Annotated in this window: 19 protein-coding genes and 1 tRNA gene; 2 read left to right on the top strand and 18 right to left on the bottom strand. The window is 52.1% G+C overall.

Going from position 1 to position 18,421, the window contains the following annotated elements:
- Positions 1 to 31: 31 nt before the first annotated feature.
- From USH94_RS11910 to proB, 8 genes are all read right to left on the bottom strand, one after another.
- Complete coding sequence (locus tag USH94_RS11910; RefSeq protein WP_044158865.1) at positions 32 to 1,036, bottom strand: P2 family phage major capsid protein; 1,005 nt, start codon at positions 1,034 to 1,036, stop codon at positions 32 to 34.
- A gap of 14 nt (positions 1,037 to 1,050) precedes the next feature.
- Positions 1,051 to 1,980 carry a hypothetical protein gene (locus tag USH94_RS11905; RefSeq protein ID WP_234943195.1) on the bottom strand — a complete coding sequence of 310 codons (930 nt, stop codon included), beginning with the start codon at positions 1,978 to 1,980 and terminating at the stop codon, positions 1,051 to 1,053.
- Positions 1,949 to 2,104 carry a helix-turn-helix transcriptional regulator gene (locus tag USH94_RS11900; RefSeq protein ID WP_058688253.1) on the bottom strand — a complete coding sequence of 52 codons (156 nt, stop codon included), beginning with the start codon at positions 2,102 to 2,104 and terminating at the stop codon, positions 1,949 to 1,951. Before USH94_RS11900 ends, USH94_RS11905 begins: the two co-directional genes overlap by 32 nt.
- A 155-nt stretch (positions 2,105 to 2,259) precedes the next feature.
- Positions 2,260 to 3,111 carry a hypothetical protein gene (locus USH94_RS11895; RefSeq protein ID WP_111965851.1) on the bottom strand — a complete coding sequence of 284 codons (852 nt, stop codon included), beginning with the start codon at positions 3,109 to 3,111 and terminating at the stop codon, positions 2,260 to 2,262.
- Positions 3,108 to 4,286 carry a tyrosine-type recombinase/integrase gene (locus USH94_RS11890; protein WP_111965852.1) on the bottom strand — a complete coding sequence of 393 codons (1,179 nt, stop codon included), beginning with the start codon at positions 4,284 to 4,286 and terminating at the stop codon, positions 3,108 to 3,110. Before USH94_RS11890 ends, USH94_RS11895 begins: the two co-directional genes overlap by 4 nt.
- A gap of 164 nt (positions 4,287 to 4,450) precedes the next feature.
- Positions 4,451 to 4,526, bottom strand: a tRNA-Thr gene (locus USH94_RS11885).
- Between the two features lie 111 nt (positions 4,527 to 4,637).
- A complete protein-coding gene (gene proA / locus USH94_RS11880; protein WP_032646979.1) occupies positions 4,638 to 5,891 on the bottom strand; it encodes a glutamate-5-semialdehyde dehydrogenase in 1,254 nt (417 codons plus the stop codon).
- A gap of 11 nt (positions 5,892 to 5,902) precedes the next feature.
- Positions 5,903 to 7,006, bottom strand: coding sequence for a glutamate 5-kinase (proB, locus tag USH94_RS11875; RefSeq protein ID WP_021242883.1), 1,104 nt, complete (start codon positions 7,004 to 7,006; stop codon positions 5,903 to 5,905).
- Positions 7,007 to 7,310: 304 nt separating this feature from the next.
- On the opposite strand from proB, the gene phoE reads away from it, so the two are divergent.
- Positions 7,311 to 8,363, top strand: coding sequence for a phosphoporin PhoE (gene phoE, locus USH94_RS11870; RefSeq protein ID WP_111965853.1), 1,053 nt, complete (start codon positions 7,311 to 7,313; stop codon positions 8,361 to 8,363).
- Between the two features lie 136 nt (positions 8,364 to 8,499).
- On the opposite strand, the gene crl is transcribed toward phoE, so the two are convergent.
- The 3 genes from crl to gpt all read right to left on the bottom strand — a co-directional run bounded on the left by crl (position 8,500) and on the right by gpt (position 10,766).
- Entirely contained in the window at positions 8,500 to 8,901 is a 402-nt protein-coding gene (gene crl / locus USH94_RS11865) for a sigma factor-binding protein Crl (RefSeq protein ID WP_111965854.1), read from the bottom strand.
- 57 nt (positions 8,902 to 8,958) lie between these two features.
- Complete coding sequence (gene frsA, locus USH94_RS11860) at positions 8,959 to 10,203, bottom strand: esterase FrsA (RefSeq protein WP_111965855.1); 1,245 nt, start codon at positions 10,201 to 10,203, stop codon at positions 8,959 to 8,961.
- A gap of 104 nt (positions 10,204 to 10,307) precedes the next feature.
- On the bottom strand, positions 10,308 to 10,766 hold the full coding sequence (gene gpt / locus USH94_RS11855; RefSeq protein ID WP_010427903.1) for a xanthine phosphoribosyltransferase: 459 nt from the start codon (positions 10,764 to 10,766) through the stop codon (positions 10,308 to 10,310).
- Positions 10,767 to 11,026: 260 nt separating this feature from the next.
- Here gpt and pepD point away from each other — a divergent pair, with 260 nt between their 5' ends.
- On the top strand, positions 11,027 to 12,484 hold the full coding sequence (gene pepD / locus USH94_RS11850; protein ID WP_111965856.1) for a cytosol nonspecific dipeptidase: 1,458 nt from the start codon (positions 11,027 to 11,029) through the stop codon (positions 12,482 to 12,484).
- 77 nt (positions 12,485 to 12,561) lie between these two features.
- Here the strand turns inward: pepD and dinB are convergent, their stop codons facing one another.
- From dinB to USH94_RS11815, 7 genes are all read right to left on the bottom strand, one after another.
- Complete coding sequence (gene dinB / locus USH94_RS11845; RefSeq protein ID WP_111965857.1) at positions 12,562 to 13,620, bottom strand: DNA polymerase IV; 1,059 nt, start codon at positions 13,618 to 13,620, stop codon at positions 12,562 to 12,564.
- A 107-nt stretch (positions 13,621 to 13,727) separates the two neighbouring features.
- Positions 13,728 to 13,931, bottom strand: coding sequence for a (Na+)-NQR maturation NqrM (nqrM, locus tag USH94_RS11840; RefSeq protein ID WP_023615899.1), 204 nt, complete (start codon positions 13,929 to 13,931; stop codon positions 13,728 to 13,730).
- Complete coding sequence (gene nqrF, locus USH94_RS11835; protein WP_111965858.1) at positions 13,931 to 15,154, bottom strand: NADH:ubiquinone reductase (Na(+)-transporting) subunit F; 1,224 nt, start codon at positions 15,152 to 15,154, stop codon at positions 13,931 to 13,933. The genes nqrM and nqrF overlap by 1 nt, the downstream gene beginning before the upstream one ends.
- Before the next feature lie 10 nt (positions 15,155 to 15,164).
- Positions 15,165 to 15,761 (bottom strand): NADH:ubiquinone reductase (Na(+)-transporting) subunit E, encoded by a 597-nt coding sequence (gene nqrE / locus USH94_RS11830; RefSeq protein WP_023334613.1) that lies wholly within the window; start codon positions 15,759 to 15,761, stop codon positions 15,165 to 15,167.
- A gap of 6 nt (positions 15,762 to 15,767) precedes the next feature.
- Positions 15,768 to 16,406, bottom strand: coding sequence for an NADH:ubiquinone reductase (Na(+)-transporting) subunit D (locus tag USH94_RS11825; protein ID WP_008500256.1), 639 nt, complete (start codon positions 16,404 to 16,406; stop codon positions 15,768 to 15,770).
- Positions 16,399 to 17,193 (bottom strand): Na(+)-translocating NADH-quinone reductase subunit C, encoded by a 795-nt coding sequence (locus tag USH94_RS11820; protein WP_111965859.1) that lies wholly within the window; start codon positions 17,191 to 17,193, stop codon positions 16,399 to 16,401. The genes USH94_RS11825 and USH94_RS11820 overlap by 8 nt, the downstream gene beginning before the upstream one ends.
- A complete protein-coding gene (locus USH94_RS11815; protein ID WP_047653269.1) occupies positions 17,186 to 18,421 on the bottom strand; it encodes an NADH:ubiquinone reductase (Na(+)-transporting) subunit B in 1,236 nt (411 codons plus the stop codon). The genes USH94_RS11820 and USH94_RS11815 overlap by 8 nt, the downstream gene beginning before the upstream one ends.

Here is an 18,421-nt window from a genome sequence, read left to right as displayed (position 1 = left end):
GCTTTTAGCGGGTCTTTTTGTTTCTATAGTCTCAGTCAGAAAAAGTCACCGCACTCTCATCAACAGCCGCATAAAGCTCCGGTTCACCCAGCGCATACCCTTCATTACGAAGATAAGAATTAACGTATTCACTTTTCTCATCATCAAACTCAGCCCGGAATGATCGGGTTCGGGACTGGGTATAGATGTGCAGATTATCCAGCGTAGTGACCGCAAGACGTTTTCCCGGCATGAACGGCGGGATAAAAGCAAACCGTCCAGCAACCGAACTGACTGCCATTTGTGCAGCATCCACATCAGCCGGGCGATCAGCTGCGTTGAAGAGCTTAAGACGCTGTTTAGCAGCAAGCTCGGCACCCACGAGAACCACCAGACGCGGATCTTCCCGATAAGGCTCTGCAATCAACTCAGTGATGAGGTGATTAGCGAGCAGATCGAGGTTTTTCCATTCCCCGGTATCTCCAAGGGTTAGAGGGGTGCTTAGAACCTGCTGACCATCTCGATAGTCTTTTGCCAGCGCATGCCAACCGATATTTACATCCTCACCTTTTTTATTGATCTCAGGATCAGTCGTATCGGCAATTGACTCTCCATTAAAACCAACCCGCAACATATCAAGTGCATAAGCCTGACTAAAAAACGCACTGACCGATTTATCAAATTCGCCCTGAACACCTGTATGATAAATATGTGACATATCTAAATAGCTGATTCGTGCACACGTGTCAGTTTCGGACAGAAAAAATTCAGTGCCATTTATCGCTAACATCTTACGGAATCTGCCACCGTGAACTCGTCCTGTATGTAACTCGCTGGCTCCAATATTAATGGCATTACCTGAAACAGCATTAACGTCACGCAAAGTGATATTATTGATTAACCAACCAGACTCAAGAATTGAGCTTCGCAAAATATTTTCTGTTGGTTTACTTAATGCAAATCTTCTGTTTGAAGATTCCTGGTAATTTGTGCCAGATACGAATTTACTGTGATAACGGCGTGCAGCGTCCGGCCTTTCGGCTTTGAATGCGTACATGATTTATCCTTTTATTATTTACGAAATATTTTTTTCTTGTATTGAGAGAGCTGATTATATTTCACAGCATGCTCTGCATACTCACGATCACTTATTACGGAGCGAAGAATGGCATTTTCAGCACGGTAGTACTCCCGGTAGGCCATAGTTCGACCTATCCCACCTCTTTCCAGTTCGTAACGGTCATTTGGGTATGCACAACATTTAAGAATGTGCTCAACTGCATTATCAAGCGCGCATAGAGCATCCAAGATAAATCTCACATCCCGAACTAGTGCCGCATCATGCAAAACGTTAATAAACTCAGCTGGAGAAGTTAACGAGCTGGTAAACGAGTTAAAATATTTTTTACTGACGTTTTTCCCAATATGTTCAGCCTCTTCAAGTAACAAACCTCCGAACCCTCTGAAGATACTTACCCGTGTTTGCTGCTCTTTCTGTCGTAAAAATGCAGAATGGTACTGTCTTTCATAAGCATCACGCGCCCCTTTCACGGCATTTTTGTTTTTTACTTCAGAAACTGTTCTGGCGTTAACATTCACCCCTGCATTCTTTAAGGCGTACTCGGCAGAGCTAACATCTTTTTGTCGGAAGGATAACTCTTCTTCTTCACGGTGACATAGCACCTCAAATCGACTCATTAAGAGATTGATTTCATCGGCAGTCGCTTCTGTATCGGGGATTGTTAGCCCGGTTAAAGACCGTAATTTCTCTCCTTTATGACGCAGTTTATTTAACATAGAGATCTCGATGATTCTTATTATACATGCAGAATCACCATATTCTTCATTGAAAATACTGACCTTATAAGTATCTATTGCCGTAACGTGATCACTTTTCAGGGAAGGATACAAGGGCTTACCCTCCATTGGGAGTTTAATAAATGTCATATCAGTCCTATTTTTAACAAGTTTAATTAGATGTGTGACTATCTCTCCAGGCATAATAATCACCAGCGCGCCATCGTGACATACGACCTAGCTTGATCGGTTTAGGGAATCTACCAAGAGAGATCAGTTTATAAATCCATTTATCAGTAAATAAGCAGTCGGAAGTTATAAATTTCATATCAACTAATTTGTCGTATGAAGGGCGGCATTTAGAATTATCCAAAATATCTCCATCAGTTCATCAATGTTCGTCAATGAACACTATCTAAACATAGATGGTTTCGTTTTAACGTTGAGTAGAAAAAATAATTTCTACTCAACGTAAACTAGGACTTAGTTCGCGATCAATTTACCAGCAATAGCTTTACCCAAAATTCGCTCTATTCTATCTATCGAAAGTGGAGGCTCACCATTTATATATAACAGTTCGGTTGCACGTTTTTCTATGCAATTAGCCCATGAGCGAATTGACCCAGAGCACTCATTCGGATACTTTTCTTTACAGAAAATAGCAGCCACGAGCACAACTTCTCTTTTCTTGGCATGACGTTCTGAAACAACTTTAGATAGTTTTACCGATTTTATACCTACGGATTCATGTGGCTTATGAATTATCTTATTGGCTATATCATTTGATAGAATTCTTTCAACATGCTCTCTCGTGATCCATAGATCGTTTGATGTAATTCTGCATCCTTGTGAATCAGGCAATAAACAACAAAAGAAACCCTCAAAGCTCATTTCCCCTGAAGGTAAAACTATTAGCCCATCATCATAGAAATTATTCATTTCCATTTTAATTAATACTCTTTGCTCAAGCTCCCATAATCCCGATGCGTGCCCATAAGCGATGTTAAGTGAGTCTTCATCGTCAGAGTCAAAACTAAATAAATCATCCTTAAAGAAAAATTCAATACCCTCAGTGTAAATTGAGTCGTCATTATATATAAATGAATTCCTAGTTAATTCTTTGAATTCTTCAGTATGATTAGGCAAATCCCTTAAGTCATTATTTATTTTTTTAACGTCCACAGAGCTATGAAAAATTGAATTGGCCATATCCAGCATGACACAAAGTTTGATTTTATCTACTGCTCCCCAATGAATTAAATCACCAACATCACAGCCTATTAATTTAGCTGCTCGGCTCACTCTGTAATAATCTAAAGAAGGAATAGTTTTCATTTTAGTCCCTCTAAAAAGTCAGCATACCACTGCATCATTTCCCTACGCCCTTCAATATATTGAGCATGGTTATAAATTCCACGAATAGAGTTCTTGTCTAAATGAGCAAGCTGGGTTTCAATCCAAGCGCTATTAAAACCTTTCTCATGCAGAATCGTACTCATCGTATGCCTGAAACCATGCCCTGTTACACGGCCAGCATACCCAATACGTTTAAACACCTGGTTTATACTGGCTTCACTCATGAATTTACTGGGATCGTTGCGTCCAGGGAACATGAGCGGATAGTTGCCTGTCAGCTCTTTCAACCGCCCGAGGTGAACTAATGCTTGTTTTGACAGTGGTACAATATGAGTCCTACGCATTTTCATGCGTTCTTTGGGAATTTCCCACACTGCGTTATCAAAATCCACCTCACGCCATTCCGCTGCTCGTAGCTCTCCGGTTCTGAGACCTGTCAGGATGAGCAGATGCGCTCCCAGCAACACTATCGGGCTTCCTGAATAAGCGTTAAGGGCAGTGAAGAACTCGAGTAGCTCGTTGACTTTGAGAAATGGATAGTGGACTGCTTCATGCCCTTGCATTGCACTGGCAAGATCCGGTGCCGGATTGTAGATCGCTCGACCTGTTACGATGGCGTAGCGGAATACTTCACCGCATCGTTGACGGACTTTCTTCGCTTTTTCCATTGCTCCTCTGGCTTCTATTAATCTCAGAACTTCAAGCAGCTCTAGGGGCTTAATATCAGCAATGGGTCGATGGCCAATGTGCGGGAAAATGTCTTTCTCAAATGCCTCGATAATGTCTGAAGCATAGCCCTCAGACCATTTAGGTGACTTCATTTTGTGCCACTCTAACGCCACTTCTCTGAATGGATTGAGTATCTCTGTAGCAGCGGTTAAAGCATGTTTTTTGGCTTTCTTCACTTCGCCGGGGTCTTCACCGGCTGCGAGCAATTTCTTTGCGTCTTCACGCTTTTGCCTGGCATCAGCCAAAGAAACTGTTGGATAGACACCAAAAGATAAACGCTTCTCTTTGCCAGCAAAACGGTACTTCATACGCCAGTAACGAGAGCCATTGGGTTCTACTTGAAGATACAGACCACCTCCATCAGACAGCTTGTAGCTCTTCTCTTTTCCTTTCGCGGCTTCAACCTTTCGGGCATTCAGCATCATTGGGGGCACATTTCCTAGACCGAACAGAACATGCCCCTGATTGTGCCCCCAAAGGCATGTTGATTTCAATGGATAGAGGTTGACGTCAAATGACTGAAAACAACGTAATATCTATGTTTTAAAAGGATTTTGTTGATGCGAGTTGACTTGAGAAAACTAGGGGATGGTGCCGATAATAGGAGTCGAACCTACGACCTTCGCATTACGAATGCGCTGCTCTACCAACTGAGCTATATCGGCCCTGAGAGGCCGGTTACGAGTGTAACCACGGGGCAAAAGGTTAGATCTAACCGGGTGATGCGTCAATGCCCTTTTGAATCAAACGGCTACTTTTGCATCACCCGTGATTATTTACGCACGAATCGTATCGTCACCGAAGCCGATCCACTTGTACGTGGTCAGCGCTTCGAGGCCCATCGGACCGCGCGCGTGCAGTTTCTGCGTGCTGACCGCCACCTCAGCGCCGAGGCCGAACTGACCGCCGTCGGTGAAGCGGGTGGAGGCATTCACATACACCGCAGAAGAATCTACTTCGTTCACGAAGCGATCGGCATTGCGCAGCGTACGCGTCAGGATGGCGTCAGAATGCTGCGTGCCATGCTCACGGATGTGCGCAATGGCGTCGTCGAGATCGCTCACGATTTTCACGTTCAGATCCAGTGACAGGAACTCGTCGTCGTACTGCTCCGCGTTGACGGGAACGACGTTAGCCGGGCCATCTTGCAGCAGCGCGAGCGCACTGGCGTCAGCATGCAGCGTCACGCCGCTCTCGGCCATCTGTTTGCTGAGGGCCGGCAGGAAGGTGTTCGCTATGTCCTGATGCACCAGCAGCGTTTCAACGGTGTTACAGGTGCTTGGACGCTGGGTCTTCGCGTTCACGATAATCTTCAGCGCCGGTGCAATCTCAGCGCTGTCGTCTACCACGATATGACACACGCCAATACCGCCGGTGATAACCGGAATCGTCGACTGCTCGCGGCACAGCTTGTGCAGGCCCGCGCCGCCGCGTGGGATCAGCATGTCGATGTATTTGTCCATGCGCAGCATTTCGTTGACCAGCGCGCGGTCCGGGCTCTCAATTGCCTGCACGGCACCCGCCGGTAAGCCACACTCTTCCAGCGCCTGCTGAATGACTTTCACCGTCGCGGCGTTGGTGCGCCAGGTCTCTTTCCCACCGCGCAGAATGGCGGCGTTGCCGGTTTTCAGGCACAGGGAGGCGACATCCACCGTCACGTTTGGTCGGGCTTCATAAATAACGCCGATAACGCCGAGCGGCACGCGACGGCGCTCCAGGCGTAAACCGCTGTCCAGCAGCCCACCGTCAATCACCTGCCCTACCGGGTCGGCCAGATTGCATACCTGACGAACATCGTCGGCGATGCCTTTCAGGCGGGCCGGGGTCAACGCCAGACGGTCGAGCATCGCTTCGCTCAGACCGTTGCGGCGCGCTTCCAGTAAATCCTGCTCGTTGGCGAGCAAAATCTCCTGAGACTGTGATTCGAGATAATCAGCGATTTTTTCCAGCACGCGGTTTTTCTCGCGGCTGGAAAGGAGCGCCAGTTTGTAAGAGGCGGCCTTCGCGGCGGCGCCCATTTGTTCCAGCATGTTCTGGCTCCTTAACGAATAATCATGTCATCGCGATGCACGGCAACCGGGCCATATTCATAGCCCAGAATGGCGTCGATCTGCTGCGAATGGTGACCCGCGATGCGGCGCAGGGCATCGCTGTTATAGCGGCTTACGCCGTGGGCGATGTCGCGGCCTTCGAGGTTACGAATACGGATCACTTCACCACGGGAGAAGTTGCCTGTCACGCTTTTAATTCCTTTAGGAAGTAATGAACTTCCTCGTTCCAGAATCGCGGCGGTTGCCCCTTCATCGACGACGAGTTCGCCCGCAGGCGGCGCGCCAAATATCCAGCGCTTACGGTTTTCCAGCGGGGATTCCTGAGCGTGGAAGCGGGTGCCGACGGAGATGCCTTCCATCACGTCGCCAATCACGCCAGGGCGGCTGCCCGCGGCAATGATGGTGTCGATACCGGCGCGGCACGCCACGTCAGCGGCCTGCAGCTTGGTCCCCATACCGCCCGTTCCGAGGCCTGAAACGCTGTCACCGGCGATAGCGCGCAGCGCATCGTCGATGCCGTGAACGTCGGTAATCAGCTCGGCTTCCGGGTTAGCGCGCGGATCGGCGGTGAACAGCCCCTGCTGATCGGTCAGCAACAGTAATTTATCGGCTCCGGCCAGAATGGCGGCCAGAGCCGAAAGGTTATCGTTATCACCCACTTTGATTTCAGCGGTAGCAACGGCATCGTTCTCGTTAATGACCGGAACAATATTGTTGTCCAGCAGCGCGCGCAGGGTATCGCGGGCGTTCAGGAAGCGCTCTCTGTCTTCCATATCCGCACGCGTCAGCAGCATCTGCCCGACGTGAATGCCATAGATAGAGAACAGCTGTTCCCAGAGTTGAATGAGTCGGCTTTGTCCCACGGCGGCCAGGAGCTGTTTGGAGGCGATCGTCGCGGGGAGTTCGGGGTAACCCAGGTGCTCACGCCCGGCGGCAATCGCCCCGGAGGTCACAATCACAATACGATGCCCTGCGGCATGTAACTGAGCGCACTGACGTACAAGCTCAACAATGTGGGCGCGATTTAGGCGGCGCGATCCGCCTGTTAAAACACTGGTACCGAGTTTTACCACCAGCGTCTGGCTGTCACTCATGATTCTCTGCCGTTCAACGATAAGGGAAAGTAATGTCAAACGAACGTTTTAACAGGAGTCAGCCCCGTTGCCAACTGCCTTAGCACATCGCGAAACACTTTGTTGCGCGGGATCAGGAAGCGTAGCGGGAGAATTTGACAGTTTTATTACCGAAATAATAAATCACAGTTTTTTAAAATTATTCTTAGTTTGTCATAAAAGTTTCATTCCAGAACGATAAAACCCTTCCTGTTTTTTCACGGGACTTAAGCATGAGCTTATCGTCCAGCGAATTTTTTAGCGCGTTTATAAGACAGGATCGAAAATGAAAAAGAGCACTCTGGCATTAATGGTTATGGGCGTAGTGGCTTCTGCATCCGTTCACGCAGCTGAAGTTTATAATAAAAATGGTAATAAGCTGGACGTGTACGGCAAAGTGAAAGCCATGCACTACATCAGCGATGATGCTACCAAAGATGGCGATCAGACTTACGTTCGTTTCGGTTTTAAAGGCGAAACGCAGATTAACGATCAGCTGACGGGCTATGGCCGTTGGGAATCTGAATTCGCAGGTAACAAAGCCGAGAGCGACTCTACTCAGAAGACGCGTCTGGCGTTCGCGGGCCTGAAGCTGAAAAACTTTGGTTCACTGGATTACGGTCGTAACCTGGGTGCCCTGTATGACGTCGAAGCATGGACCGATATGTTCCCTGAGTTCGGCGGCGACTCTTCCGCGCAGACCGATAACTTCATGACCAAGCGTGCGACCGGTCTTGCCACCTACCGTAACACCGACTTCTTCGGTGCGGTTGACGGCCTGGACATGACCCTGCAGTACCAGGGCAAAAACGAAAACCGCGACGCCAAGAAACAGAACGGTGACGGTTTTGGTACCTCTCTGACCTATGACTTCGGCGGCAGCGATTTCGCCGTCAGCGGCGCCTACACCAACTCTGACCGCACCAACGCTCAGAACCTGCTGGCGCGTGGCCAGGGCCAGAAAGCAGAAGCCTGGGCAACAGGTCTGAAATATGATGCGAACGATATTTATCTGGCTGCAATGTATTCAGAAACCCGCAATATGACGCCAATTTCCGGTGGGTTTGCAAATAAAGCGCAGAACTTTGAAGTGGTCGCACAATATCAGTTCGACTTCGGTCTGCGCCCGTCCCTGGGATATGTCCAGTCTAAAGGCAAAGATATCGAAGGTATTGGCGACGAAGATCTGGTGAAATATATTGACGTTGGCGCGACCTATTACTTCAACAAAAATATGTCCGCCTTTGTTGATTATAAAATCAACCAGATTGACGACAAAAATAAACTGGGCGTGAGCAGCGATGACATCGTTGCACTGGGTATGACCTACCAGTTCTAAGATTATCCGAATAAGAAAATCCCGGCAGTTGAGCCGGGATTTTTTTTGCCCGGTGGCGCTGCGCTTACCGGGCCTACGGGATAGTGCATTTTGTAGGCCGGGTAAGGCGAAGCCGCCACCCGGCGCTGTGACGCTATCAGGCAGTCAGCTTCACCGCTTCGCTGGAAAAGTCATCTGCGGGTTCGAACTTGAGATCCAGAGTCGCCAGCAGTGCGCTCGCTTTGTCGTGAAACTCTTTCAGGGTGTATTCCAGGCGGTCAATGACTTCCTGATCTTTGATAGTGGTCGCCTGCCAGTTGCCGTCTTTATTAAACAGGCCAAACTGGTAGCTATACGTAAAGCGTTTTTCCTCTGCTTCCATTTCCATCCACCAGCCCCAGAATTCACGTTTTTCGGGTGCAGGCTTCACGTTGACGCATACAGCCAGGCAGTCGAAAAAAAAGCGATTCTTTTCACACTGCTCTTCTCGAATATACGGGCCAAGAGCCATGAACTTCTTAATCAATCTACTTTTCGGGTGTCCACTCGGTAACGTCATTGCGATCTCCTTTTGTGAAGCCACTGTTTTACCAAACCAGCGAAATTTAGCAATCTATTAACACAATCTCTGAGCTATCCAGCGCGTAATCTCTTTCAGTGCTTTGTCGAAATTCTGATAGACCGGGCTGAACGGCACCTCAAGCAATTTGCCATCCGCAGATGACGAAGTGATTAAGCGCGACTCTTCTTCCGGGCTAAACGGATCGTTTTTCCAGAATCCCGACAGCATCGGCGTCGGGCAGCGACGTCCCAGCAAGCCTTGCGTTTTTAACGAGTAGCGATTGAGCTCAACGCGCAGCGCTTCGTCTGATGCATCATGCATGCCAAGACGGCTGGCCAGCACATCTAAGTACATTTCAGGCACGCTCCCCTGACGTGCGGGATCGCTGAGCAGGGCGTGTACGACCGGGCCGAGGCAGGCGACGGCTTTAAGGCGAGAAGATTCAAGGTAAGCCAGACGCACCGCGACGTTCGCGCCGAAACGGAAGCCGAATGCCGCCACGCGGGTGTGGTCAACCCACGGAATGTTTTCCAGCGCTTTTAGCGCATGCTGGTGCAGCAGGCTGGAATCCTGAGTCAGTTTCCATTTGGATGAGAAACCAATTGAAGGCATATCAAGCGTCAGCATCGCGATCCCTTTTGGTGCGAAGTAGCGCTCATACAGGCTGTAATAGTCGATTTGCAGCGAATCCAGCCCCCCGCACATGAGGACGGTCGGGAACGGACCTTCACCTTCAGGCATATGCAGGAACCCGGTGATGGATGACCCACCCGGAATGGTAAACTCGAGTTCGCGCATCTGGCCTGGCAGGCGTTGAGCCGCCTCTTCGTAAGCGCGATTCGCCAGCGCCTGTGCCTGCTCAGCCAGCTCATCACCTTTCAGATGTGGATAAGCGGCAATGGCGTAGAGATTGGCCGCATGCAGCCAGTGCTTGCCGCTGCGCGTGGCATCCTCTTCCTGGCTGGCTTTTTGCTGCCAAACCATCGCCTGTTTAGACCACTCATAGATCCAGTTTCCGCCACGGTAGCCCACCACGGTATCATAGAGTTCGCTGTCGGTACGCTCGGCTTCACTCATCACGATACGTGCCTGCACATCGAGGATTTCACGGGGGTCGATACCGCGCCAGATCCACATCAGGCGGTTAATCATGCGATACCAGTGAGGCACGTTTTTACCGTCTAACGCGGACTGGACGGCAGGCTGGGTACCCGGATTAAAGCGACGCACCAGCGTCGACGTTTCAGGGTGTTTGAAACGGGGTTTGAAGAGTGTCTCGGTGAGATTCGCCTGCGTCATTGCGTTGCCTCCATGAATACGTCATATGAAGACTATTGTAACGCGTGGCAGGCCAAAAAGAACAACGCCCGACATAGCCGGGCGTGTAAAGTTACGTACTGGTATTAACGGCCTGAAATAGGCGGTACAAAGACCACGCCCATATCCCATGGCTGTTCAATCCAGGTATCCTGCGGGATATCAATCACGTAATCGTCAACCAGCGGGCGGCCAGCCGGTTTAGCGAAGATAGTGACGAAGTGCGCTTTAGGATACATTTCGCGGATAGCGACCGCAGTACCGCCGGTATCCACCAGGTCATCAATAACGATGAAGCCTTCACCGTCACCTTCCGCACGTTTCAGCACGGTCAGCTCACGCTGGTTGTCATGGTCATAGCTGGAGATGCAAACGGTATCGACATGACGAATACCCAGCTCACGTGCCAGCAGCGCCCCCGGTACCAGACCGCCACGGCTGACGGCAATAATGCCTTTCCACTGTTCGGAAGGCATCAGACGCGCAGCCAGTTTGCGTGCGTGAATCTGCAACATGTCCCAGGTGACGACGTATTTTTCGCTCATGTGAAGTGTCCCAGCCTGTTTTTATACGGCTTAAAAAGTGTTCGAGGGGGAAATAGGTTGCGCGAGATTATAGAGATCTGACGCACTAAAAACCAGTGTTTAGCGCCCTCTGCCTGAGTTTTTACATGCTTTATGCTACCAGCCAGCAGAGAAAGTGGTATTCTCAGTTTCATCTCGCAAGCCTGACTTGTGGTAACTATTAACCTGCTAACCCTGTGACCTGCAACCCTGTTTGCAGCGCCTCGACAAGGAGACTTATCGTGTCTGAACTGTCTCAACTATCTCCGCAGCCGCTGTGGGATATTTTTGCCAAAATCTGCTCCATTCCACACCCTTCCTACCATGAAGAACAGCTTGCCGAACATATTATGGGCTGGGCGAAGGAAAAAGGTCTGCATGCTGAACGCGACCAGGTTGGCAATATTCTGATCCGCAAACCTGCAACCGCAGGCATGGAAAACCGCAAACCGGTTGTGCTGCAGGCGCACCTGGACATGGTGCCACAGAAGAACAACGACACCGTTCACGACTTCACCAAAGATCCGATTCAACCGTACATCGACGGCGACTGGGTGAAAGCACGCGGCACCACGCTGGGCGCGGATAACGGCATCGGTATGGCCTCTGCGCTGGCGGTGCTGGCCGACGACAGCGTTGAGCACGGTCCACTGGAAGTGCTGTTAACCATGACCGAAGAAGCGGGCATGGACGGCGCATTCGGTCTGCAGGCGAACTGGCTGCAGGCGGATATCCTGATCAACACCGACTCAGAAGAAGAAGGCGAAATCTACATGGGATGCGCGGGCGGGATTGATTTTATCTCTACCCTGCCGCTGTCTCGCGAAGCAATACCTGCGGGCTTCCAGACCTTCAAGCTGACGCTGAAAGGTCTGAAAGGCGGCCACTCCGGCGGCGATATTCACCTGGGTCTGGGTAACGCCAACAAGCTGCTGGCACGCTTCCTGGCAGGCCATGCGGCCGAGCTGGATCTGCGTCTGGTGGATTTCAACGGCGGTACCCTGCGTAACGCGATCCCACGCGAAGCGTTCGCCACCGTAGCGGTTCCAGCAGCAAAAGCGGACGAGCTGAAAAAACTCTCCACCGTGTACCTGGATATCCTGAAAAACGAACTGTCGGCGAAAGAGAAGAACCTGACCGTAGTGCTGGAATCTGTTTCTACAGATAAAGCCGCGCTGACCGTGCAGTCTCGTGACACCTTTGTTCAGCTGCTGAACGCGACGCCAAACGGCGTGATCCGCAACTCTGACGTGGCGAAAGGCGTGGTGGAAACCTCACTGAACGTGGGCGTGGTGACCATGAGCGACGACAGCGCGGAAATCATCTGCCTGGTCCGCTCGCTGATCGACAGCGGTAAAGAGTACGTGGTGAGCATGCTGGAATCTCTGGGCACGCTGGCGGGCGCGAAAACGTCTGCAAAAGGCAGCTACCCGGGCTGGCAGCCGGATGCAAGCTCTCCGGTGATGGCGCTGGTGCGTGAAACTTACCAGCGTCTGTTCAACAGCACGCCAAACATTCAGGTGATCCACGCGGGTCTGGAATGTGGTCTGTTCAAGAAACCGTATCCGGATATGGATATGGTGTCCATCGGGCCAACCATTACCGGTCCGCACTCGCCGGATGAGCAGGTTCATATCGAAAGCGTCGGTCACTACTGGACGCTGCTGACTGAACTGCTGAAAGCGATCCCTGCGAAATAACATCTTCATCCCAGCCCTCCTCCTGTGGAAGAGGGTGAAAAATCCAGGCCCGGTAAGCGTAGCGCCACCGGGCTTTTTTACAATCCCAGAACCAGCTGTCGCTCTAGCTGCGGATCCAGCAGCGTGACGTGCAATCCCACCAGCCTTACCCCTCGCCCGCCCCGGCGCTCTTCCCAGGCCTTTTTTGCCGTCGCGATGAGATCGTCTTTATTCAGTCGCGGCCAGACGTGTTCCTGCGTGGTCTGCTGGAAGTCGTTGAATTTTAATTTGATACCCTGACGGGCAATCAGCAGGTCCGGCTTCACCTTGATTAAACGCCGTTCCAGCTCCGGATAAAGCTGTTCCGTGATGATCATTTCGCATTCGGACCAGTCATGTATATCTTCAATGAGGGTGCGCTCAACGCCGACGGATTTACGGAGCCGCTCGCTGTTCACATCGCGATCGTCAATTCCCTGGCTACGCTCCCACAGCACGCGGCCAAACTTCCCGAAACGCTTGAGCAGCATGGCGAGATCGCTTTGCTGCACGTCTTCACAGGTCCGTAGCCCCATGCTTTCCAGCTTTGCGGCAGAAACTTTTCCTACGCCGGGGATTTTGCCGAGCGGCAGCGTTTTTAAAAATGCAGGCACCTCTTCCGGTGTGATGACGTACTGACCGTTGGGCTTATTTAAATCGGAGGCGATTTTGGCAAGGAATTTAACGGGCGCGACGCCCGCCGACGCCGTCAAATTCAGCTCGTTGAAAATCGTCTGGCGGATCTCCTTCGCCATCAGCGTGGCGGAGCCGTGGCAGTGAACGCTGTCGGTCACGTCCAGATAGGCTTCGTCGAGCGACAGCGGCTCTATGAGAGAGGTATAGCGGGAGAAGATTTCCCGGATGTGAAGGGAAGCCTCTTTATAGGCTTCAAACCGGCCGGGCAGAAGCGTGAGATGAGGACAAAGCTTTAAGGCCATCGCCGTCGGCATGGCGCTGCGCACGCCAAATTTGCGCGCAGGATAGTTGGCGGTGCTGATGACGCCACGCTGAACGCGGCTGCCGCCAATGGCGATGGGAATATCCCGCAGCGCCGGGTTGTCTCGCATCTCCACTGCGGCAAAAAAGCAGTCCATATCAACATGGATTATTTTGCGCATAGTATGCCCTCACTTATAACTGGATAAGTATACAGTAAACAAATGAGGGTTGAGAAGCGTGCGTGGAAATTGTCGGGTGACGGCTTCGCCTTACCCGACAGACAAGACTAAATAATGCGCTGCTGTTCGCGGGCCATCCTTTTCTTCCGCGCATCGCACGGTTCCGGGCAGTCGCAAACCTTTTCCATCCCAATAGAGGAGATACCGCCGCAGCTGCCCTGAATGCTTTTCCGCTTAACGATCCAGCCTAACGACATGCCGAAGATGACAAGCACAAAAACCACAAAGGTTGCCAGAAACGTCAGCATCATCAACCTCCAAAGTCGTCGAGCAAGATGTTCTCATCTTCGACACCGAGATCTTTCAGCATCTTAATCACGGCGGCGTTCATCATCGGCGGGCCACACATATAGAACTCGCAGTCCTCGGGTGCCGGGTGCTGTTTGAGGTAGTTTTCATACAGCACGTTGTGGATGAACCCCGTATAGCCCGTCCAGTTATCTTCCGGCTGCGGATCGGAAAGCGCAACGTGGAAGGTAAAGTTCGGGTTTTCACGCGCCAGCTGTTCAAACTCGTCGTCGTAGAACATCTCGCGCAGCGAGCGCGCCCCGTACCAAAAGCTGATTTTACGCTTGCTGCCGAGCCGCTTGAGCTGGTCAAAAATGTGCGAGCGCATCGGGGCCATACCGGCACCGCCTCCGATAAAGACCATTTCCGCGTCGGTATCTTTCGCGAAAAACTCCCCGAACGGACCGGAGATAGTCACCTTATCTCCCGGCTTCAGGGACCAGATGTATGACGACATCACGCCCGGCGGTGCATCCGGCACATTCGGTGGCGGCGTGGCGATACGCACGTTGAGCATGATGATGCCTTTCTCTTCCGGGTAGTTAGCCATCGAGTAGGCGCGCAGCGTCGGCTCTTTTATCTCCGATACAAAGCGGAAGAGATTGAATTTGTCCCAGTCGGCGCGGTACTCATCCGGCACGTCGAAGTCCGCATACGCCACGGTATGTTCAGGACACTCAATCTGAATGTATCCTCCGGCGCGGAACGGAACATCTTCCCCTTCCGGTACCCGCAGCTTCAGCTCTTTAATAAAGGTGGCTTTGTTATCATTTGAGATAACCTCGCACTCCAATTTTTTGACGCCGAAGATCTCTTCCGGCAGCTCAATCTTCATGTTCTGACGCACCGCGACCTGGCAGGCCAGACGGCAGCCCTCTTTCGCTTCACGCTTTGTGATATGCGCCAGCTCGGTTGGCAGAATATCGCCACCGCCCTCTTTTACCGTCACGCGGCACTGCCCGCAGGAGCCGCCACCGCCGCAGGCTGACGAGACAAAGATCCCATTGCCCGAGAGCGTATTGAGCAGTTTGTCACCCGCTGGCGTGCGGATCTGATTCTGCGGCTCGTCGTTAATATCAATCACCACGTCACCGGAATTCACCAGCTTCGCGCGCGCCACCAGAATTAACCCTGACAGCACCAGTACGATCAGCGTGAACATCACCACGCCAAGGATAATTTCCATCTGTTAGCCCTTATAGCTGCACACCGGAGAAGGACATAAAGCCCAGCGCCATCAACCCGGTGGTGATAAAGGTGATCCCTAAGCCACGCAGACCCGCAGGCACGTTGGCATATTTCATTTTCTCGCGGATCCCCGCCATGGTGACAATCGCCAGCATCCAGCCGATGCCGGAACCAAAACCGTACACCACGGATTCACTGAAATTGTAATCACGCTGAACCATAAACGAGACGCCACCAAAGATGGCGCAGTTCACCGCGATCAGCGGGAGGAAGATCCCCAGCGCGTTGTACAGCGACGGGAAGTACTTATCGAGGATCATCTCGAGGATTTGCACCAGCGCCGCGATCACCCCGATAAAGGTGATAAAGTTCAGGAAGCTGAGATCAACCCCTTCCACCAGCGCGCCGTCACGCAGCACAAAGTTGTAGACCAGATTGTTAATCGGAACCGAAAGTCCCAACACAACGGTGACCGCCACGCCCAGCCCAAATGCCGTGGAGACCTTTTTAGACACGGCAAGGAACGTACACATGCCCAGGAAAAACGCGAGCGCCATGTTTTCAACAAACACCGCCCGCACAAACAAACTCAGGTAATGAGCCATCGTCGGTTACTCCTTTTCCTGCTGTTCTGGTCTCAACGTACGAATCAGCCAGATCAACAAACCGATAATGAAAAATGCGCTAGGGGCCAGCAGGAACAGGCCGTTTGGCAGATACCAGCCGCCGTTCTGCACCGTGTCCAGCACCGTGATGCCAAACAGCTTGCCGCTGCCAATCAGCTCGCGCAGAAACCCAACCGTAAGCAGGATCACGCCGTAGCCGAGGCCGTTGCCGATGCCGTCCATAAAGCTCGCCAGCGGCGGCATTTTCATGGCGTAGGCTTCCGCACGCCCCATGACGATACAGTTAGTGATAATCAGCCCGACAAACACCGAGAGCTGTTTGGAGGTTTCATAGGCAAAGGCGCGCAGCAGCTGATCGACCACGATCACCAGCGAGGCGATGATCGCCATCTGGACGATGATCCTCACGCTGTTGGGGATGTGGTGGCGGATCATCGAGATAAACATGCTGGAGAACGCCGTGACCAGCGTAACCGCCAGCGTCATCACTACCGCCGTTTCCAGTTTGGTCGTCACCGCCAGGGCTGAACAGACGCCCAGCACCTGCAGCGTGATCGGGTTATTGGCGAGCAGTGGGCCAATGAGTACTTTTTTGACTTCTTTCAGTTCACCGGTATCAGCCATTGTTCAGCGCTCCTTCACGTACGTTTTTCAGGAAAGGACCAAAGCCCAGCTCGCCCATCCAGAAATCAAAACTGTGCTGCACGCCTTTTGATGTGAGCGTGGCGCCGGAAAGCCCGTCAACGGCGTAGTCGTCACCGGGACGAGCCGCCCCTTTCATCACCTTCAGCGCAGGCAGGCCGTTATCGTCGAGCACTTTCTTGCCGACAAACTGTGCCCGCCAGTTAGGGTTCTCAACTTCACCACCCAGCCCCGGGGTTTCGCCCTGGTCGTAATACGTAATGCCTTTGACCGTGCGGCCATCGGTATCAAGAGCGACAAAGGCATACATCATTGACCACAGACCATTACCGTAAATAGGAAGTACCACTTCCTGAATGCGTTTTTGGGGATCGCGAACCAGATAAACTTCGGCAAGGTTGCTGCGACGCTTAATCCCCGCGGGATCTTGGGATGCCTCCAGCGTCAGGCTCATCTGCGGATCTTTGAGCGCCAGCGCCTGGTTGAATTTTGCCGGGTCTTTATCGAGCAGTTCACCCGTTTTTAAATCCACCAGACGCGCCGAAATACGTTCAGCAAAGACGGCAGAAACGTCGTCTGCGCTCATTCCTTCCTGCATCAGCCCGGCGACGGCCAGAATGTTGCGCTGTTTATCCAGCGCACGTTGCTCCTGCTGCAGGGGTTTTAACCCTACGGCAGAGCCGGCTACGACAATGGAGCAGACCAGGCAGAGCACCAGTACCACCAGTAGCGTTTTGCTGATGCTGTCGTTATTTTTTACTTCAGCCACGCGCCTTCCTCCGCTTGATGTTGGCCCGCACCACAAGGTAATCGAAGAGTGGCGCAAACAGATTGGCAAACAGAATGGCCAACATCATCCCTTCCGGGTACGCCGGGTTGACCACGCGGATCAGGACACACATTGCGCCAATGAGCACGCCATAGCTCCATTTACCTTTGTCAGTGAAGGAGGCAGACACGGGGTCGGTTGCCATGAACATCATGCCGAACGCGAAGCCACCCAGCACCAGATGCCAGTACCACGGCATGGAGAACATCGGATTGGTGGTCGAACCGATAACGTTGAACAGGGTGGCGGTCAGCACCATGCCGATCATCACGCCCGCAACAATTCGCCAGGAGGCCACGCGGCCAAAAAGAATGATCGCGCCGCCGAGCAAAATCATCAGCGTAGAGACTTCTCCGATGGAGCCCGGAATGTTGCCAATAAAGGCATCAAACCAGGTCACGGGCTGACCCGTCGCGTTGTTCACCAGAGTTTCGCCGCCGTGTGCGGCCCACTGTGAAAGCGGCGTCGCGCCGGAAAAGCCGTCTGCCGCCGTCCAGACCAGATCGCCTGAGATTTGCGCCGGATAGGCAAAGAAGAGGAACGCACGTCCCGCCAGCGCCGGGTTGAGGAAGTTCCGCCCGGTGCCGCCGAAAATTTCTTTAGCAATGACCACGCCGAAACTGATGCCCAGCGCCGCCTGCCAGAGCGGTAAGGTTGGCGGGACAATCAGGGCAAACAGAATAGAGGTCACGAAGAAGCCTTCGTTGATCTCATGTTTACGGATGATGGCGAACAGCACTTCCCAGAAGCCACCCACGATAAATACCGTGATATAAATCGGCAGGAAGAACACCGCGCCCAGCGTCATCATGCTCAGCCAGCCCGCGTCTGCAGCAAAGCTTACCCCTAGCGACTGCGCCAGGCGGTAGTGCCAGTCAGACTGGATCACCTGCGCCAGCTGCTGGGCATCGTACATGTGGTGCAGCGCCGGAATGGTCTGCAAGCCAACGTTGTACATGCCCCAGAACATCGCCGGGAAGACCGCAAACCATACCAGGATCATCATGCGCTTAAGGTCGATGGCATCGCGAACGTGCGCCGCCCCTTTCGTCACCAGCCCCGGCGTGTAGAAAATAGTCGTCGTGGCTTCATACAACGGGTAGTACTTTTTGAGCTTCCCTTCGGTAAAGTGCGGCTCAATTTTTTCAAAGAGGTGTTTTAAGCCCAT

Source organism: Enterobacter sp. 148H3, from assembly GCF_034107425.1.
GTDB classification, from domain to species: Bacteria; Pseudomonadota; Gammaproteobacteria; order Enterobacterales; family Enterobacteriaceae; genus Enterobacter; species Enterobacter vonholyi.
Note: the sequence above shows the minus strand (reverse complement) of the source record. Positions and strands in the feature narration are given on the sequence as shown.